This window comes from Symbiopectobacterium sp. (genome assembly GCF_051710365.1).
GTDB lineage: Bacteria > Pseudomonadota > Gammaproteobacteria > Enterobacterales > Enterobacteriaceae > Symbiopectobacterium.
This window is the reverse complement of the sequence record NZ_JBPETA010000294.1, coordinates 1-2,670: the sequence shown is the minus strand read 5'-3', so window position 1 is coordinate 2,670 and position 2,670 is coordinate 1. Positions and strand designations below refer to the sequence as shown.

Annotated in this window: 4 protein-coding genes and 3 pseudogenes; 5 read left to right on the top strand and 2 right to left on the bottom strand. The window is 51.5% G+C overall.

Features of this window, described 5'->3' with window-relative positions; all coding sequences use genetic code 11:
* Positions 1 to 70: pseudogene (locus tag ACTBDZ_RS16880) on the top strand (surface-adhesin E family protein); the annotation flags it as partial.
* Between the two features lie 43 nt (positions 71 to 113).
* Here ACTBDZ_RS16880 and ACTBDZ_RS16875 read toward each other — a convergent pair.
* Both ACTBDZ_RS16875 and ACTBDZ_RS16870 read right to left on the bottom strand, forming a co-directional pair.
* Positions 114 to 638, bottom strand: coding sequence for a hypothetical protein (locus tag ACTBDZ_RS16875; RefSeq protein ID WP_438816159.1), 525 nt, complete (start codon positions 636 to 638; stop codon positions 114 to 116).
* 41 nt (positions 639 to 679) lie between these two features.
* Positions 680 to 968, bottom strand: a pseudogene (locus ACTBDZ_RS16870) (helix-turn-helix domain-containing protein).
* Between the two features lie 106 nt (positions 969 to 1,074).
* Between ACTBDZ_RS16870 and ACTBDZ_RS16865 the strand changes: the two are divergent.
* The 4 genes and pseudogenes from ACTBDZ_RS16865 to ACTBDZ_RS16850 form a co-directional block, all read left to right on the top strand.
* Complete coding sequence (locus tag ACTBDZ_RS16865; RefSeq protein WP_196907968.1) at positions 1,075 to 1,278, top strand: helix-turn-helix domain-containing protein; 204 nt, start codon at positions 1,075 to 1,077, stop codon at positions 1,276 to 1,278.
* Between the two features lie 113 nt (positions 1,279 to 1,391).
* Positions 1,392 to 1,685, top strand: coding sequence for a YciI family protein (locus ACTBDZ_RS16860; RefSeq protein ID WP_438816158.1), 294 nt, complete (start codon positions 1,392 to 1,394; stop codon positions 1,683 to 1,685).
* Between the two features lie 161 nt (positions 1,686 to 1,846).
* The gene (gene kdpF, locus ACTBDZ_RS16855) at positions 1,847 to 1,936 is read left to right on the top strand and encodes a K(+)-transporting ATPase subunit F (protein WP_196907966.1); all 90 of its coding nucleotides are present in this window, start codon (positions 1,847 to 1,849) and stop codon (positions 1,934 to 1,936) included.
* Positions 1,936 to 2,541: pseudogene (locus tag ACTBDZ_RS16850) on the top strand (potassium-transporting ATPase subunit KdpA); the annotation flags it as partial. The gene kdpF and the pseudogene ACTBDZ_RS16850, both read left to right, overlap by 1 nt.
* Positions 2,542 to 2,670: the final 129 nt, after the last annotated feature.

Sequence of the window (2,670 nt, the reverse complement as noted above, 5' to 3'; positions counted from 1 at the left end):
CATGGCGATGGTCAAAGCGCTTAACCGGATCACGCTATTAGGAATGCCGAACAGTATTCGCATCACGTAACAATCGACCCGATGGGGCACAGTCGTTACAAGTTCTGATTTATTCAACAAAGCCACGGGACGAAGTATTTTGATACTGATTCAGTACCGAACTGCTGTTCGACGTATTGCCATGCGCTGACGGGCATCAGTAAAAAAGACAGTGTGTCGCTCATCAGGCTTTCGGTGTGCACGCGCAAGGCATATCTTCCAGCCAGTAGCAGGCGTTCAATGCGCGCCTGCTCCGCATCATACTCCTCTGATCCCAGCGAATAATGATGAAAAACATGCTGAACGCCAGCAACGTTGACCGTAGCGGTTTCAATGTCGCTGTCGTAGTCAAATTCAGTAGAAAAAACCGCGTCTCCCAGACAGTGCGAGATTCCCTCCAACAGGCTGAAAATCCCCTCCCGCCAGTCGATATGGATGCCGTAGACGCTCATAAAGGTTGACTGATAGTCATCTCGTGAGGACGCCGTTTGCTCGGTCCCTTCATGGTATTTGAAAAATGCATGACGTCTGGCGCAGGCCCGTTCATCATCCTCAGCAGCAAAAAAATCAGAAAACGCATCCCTGTCAGGCAATTGCACTGTGGTTCCTTCCTCTGTTTAGCGCGTTTTTTTACGCTGTCCTATGCATTCTTTTTTTGCTGTATGCGGTCACTTTCATACAACAGCAAAATGCGTTCTGCGAAGTCGTCATCGACGGTATAAAAATAGCTTTCCGGTACGCCGAGTACGCGGGCAAAGGCGCACATCATCTCGAATGTGGGGCGATAGGTGCCGCTTTCATACTGTGAGACACGCGAACGCGCGGTCGCTTCTTCAATGCCCGCGAGCACTAATGCCCGCGAGCACTCCAAGTTTTTCCTGAGTCAACTTGGCATGCAGGCGGGCGGATTTAAGGAGAGCAAGTAGCATCATGGCACCATCGATAATCGATATTGACTTAGTGTTTAGCATTACTTAACATCGCCGTTGTTTAGATATGCTGAACATTCGCACATAATAACATCGGGGGATGGTAATGGACGGTAAGGACTGGCATCCGGCAGATATCGTAGCGGGTTTGAAAAAGCGTGGCACAACGCTGTCAGCGCTTTCCAGAGAAGCGGGATTGGCGTCATCAACACTGTCAAACGCGTTGGTGCGACGCTGGCCCAAAGGCGAACGGCTGATTGCTAACGCGTTGAATAAACGTCCTGAAGAGATTTGGCCTTCGCGCTATTAGCTCACGTCTAGAAAATGGCATATGCCTTAGATTCTCTAACAAAAAAGCGCTTCATGCCTCCCCTGTCGAGGAGTAGCCTTACATTATCCCTTACGTAATACATGGAATTTACAATGAGTGTGGTTTATGTGGTGGTGCTGACGTATGTGCAGCCGCTTGAGGCGATTGATGAACAGATTCCTGCTCATGTTGAATGGTTAAAACAGGACTATGCCGACGGTGTTTTTCTCGCATCAGGCCGCCGCATTCCGCGCACTGGCGGCGTCATTTTGGCGAAAAGCGACAGCCTCGAACAGTTGCAGGTGCGCCTTAGTCAGGATCCGTTTCAGAAACTGGGGCTGGCCAATGCAGACATCGTTCCGTTTGATGCTAGTATGACGGCGCCTGCGCTGCAAGGCCTGCTGTGATCCCTTCGTGTTAACACGGCCAGCTCATCGATGCTGATTGAGCTGGTTATGCTCTCGGCATTTTTATACCTTTTTTACCCCTCCGCCTGCGATATTAACGACATTTTTACGCCCTGATTCTTACACTCGAGCCACATTCAATAAACGCGGGGAGATAAACCGTGAATGTGGGACTGATGACCGGCATCGTGCTGGTATTTCTGTTACTGGGCTATCTGTTTTACGCCCTGTTTCGGGCGGAGGAATTCTGATGGCGGCCAATGCATTTTTACTTCTGGCCAGTTTTCTGGCCGTATTATTGGTGCTGGCCCAACCGTTGGTTCGGTTGATGACGGGGATGGTACTCGATCGCGCTTTACCCGGCGTGGCGGCGTTCGAACAGGGGATGTGGCGTGTGTGCGGCGTGTCAGACTGCGAGATGAACTGGCGTCAGTATCTGTGCGCCATTCTGTTGTTTAACGCCCTTGGGTTGTGCTTTCTGATGGTACTGTTGATGGCGCAGGAGAACTTGCCCTATAACCCGCAGCAGTTGCCAGGCTTGTCCTGGCATTTGGCGCTGAACACTGCCATCAGTTTTGTCAGTAACACCAACTGGCAATCCTACGCCGGGGAATCCACCTTGAGCTATTTCAGCCAGATGGTGGTGCTTGCGGTACAGAATTTCTTATCGGCAGCTACCGGGGTTGCGGTACTGTTTGCGTTGATGCGTGGCTTTTCCCGTCAGAGTACCGACGAACTCGGCAATGTCTGGCGCGATCTGACGCGCATCACGCTATTTGTGCTGTTGCCGCTGTCGCTGCTGATGGCGCTGTTTCTGGTCAGTCAGGGTGTGATTCAGAATGTTAACCCCTACCTGACGGTGCTGGATAGTGCCCCGGATTCACACTGTATGGTGACGGAGAACCCCGCACGGCTGGTACCGCCCTGACGCAACTGATTGGCGGTGATCAACGGCAGCATCACGACATTCGGAAAATCATCCACG